Here is a 1,370-nt window from a genome sequence, read left to right on the forward strand (position 1 = left end):
TAGGGAAAAATTAGAATGATTTTGAGGGGGCATTGTTTTGGAAGAAACAAGCGGGTTATGTGGGCATCATCAGAGTTTGGGGTAGCACTTAGTGAGATTCACGGTCGCAACGTAAGTAGTTTGAAGAGAGCAGCTGAAACTGTTTATGACGCTGTAGGCTGCTCCTTCTCCAGGGCGCTGGGCAACACGTTTCGTCAAGCTGTAGCAGGCATATTTGCCAAGAAAGAGATGGATACAGAAAAGATGTTGAAAGGCCATGTGCAGGCAACAGTTGCCAGATGCGCGGCCGCCAGCGGAGAGGTGATAGTGGTCAGCCAGGACACCACCTACTATAATCTCAACAGCCAGCATAGCCTCTCGGGCCTTGGCCTGATACAGGGCAAGCTTAAGGGCACCTTGCAGCACAACGCGCTGGCCATGGACCAGCGGGGCACCCCGCAGGGGCTTATTTACCAGCGCAACTGGACAAGGGGCGGGCTCAACGCCTTCGACAATGAGTCCGCTAAATGGGAGGAGGCGTTGGCGGCTGTCAACGCGGCCCTGGGCGCAATAGACAAGCAGGTGGTGCTGGTGGAGGACAGGGAGGCCGACGTTTTCAGCTTCTTTTGTGCCCGGCGCAGCGGTAACGTGGAGCTGGTGGTCAGGGTTTGTCAGCCCCGCTACATCGAAGTGCTGGACAAAGGGCGGGCCGTGCCCCTGCAACAAGCCATGGAGCTGCTGGCAGAGCAGGGGGAGCTGGAGACAGAGGCCAGGCGAAACAACCGCCCTGTCAGACTGCGACTGGAGGTGAAGGCGGGGAAAGTAGCTGTGTTGCCCCCCAAAGACACCAGGCAGGATAAGGCCCGGGACCTGTCTCTGGTTATGGCCAGAGAGGTGGCCGCCACCGATGAGCAGGGTAACTCTGTTTATGATGCCGCTCAGGCCGCTTGCTGGCTGCTGCTCACCACTTGTCCGGTGGAGGATGCCGTGGCTGCTAAACAGGTGGTCAGGTGGTATGCGCTGCGCTGGCGGGTGGAGCAGTTCCACTACGTGCTCAAGTCGGGAGGCTTTAAAGTGGAGAGGCTGCAGTTCGATGACGTGCACACCTTCTTTAACGCGCTCTCCTTCTACAGCATCGTGGCTTGGCGGGTGCTCTACCTCACCTACCTGGTGCGGGAGAAGCCGCAGGCTCCTGCGGAAGAATACTTTGAGCCAGTGGAAGTGAACCTGCTGCAGGCAAGCGCGCAAAAGCCCGTCAAGACGCTCGAAGAGGCAGTGATGGCACTGGGCAAGCTGGCAGGCTTCCAGAAAACAAAGAAACAGCCACTGCCGGGAGCAAAGCTCTTGGGAGAAGCACTGGTTAAACTACAAAATATGGTAGAAGGATGGAG

The 1,370-nt window shown here is 57.3% G+C and carries 1 protein-coding gene; it reads left to right on the forward strand.

The features are described 5' to 3' along the window. Positions 1-57: 57 nt before the first annotated feature. Positions 58-1,370, forward strand: a 1,313-nt coding sequence (locus tag CHB92_RS25410; RefSeq protein WP_089322039.1) for an IS4 family transposase, incomplete at its 3' end; no start/stop codon positions are given.

This window comes from Pontibacter ummariensis (assembly GCF_900188175.1).
Classification (GTDB): domain Bacteria; phylum Bacteroidota; class Bacteroidia; order Cytophagales; family Hymenobacteraceae; genus Pontibacter; species Pontibacter ummariensis.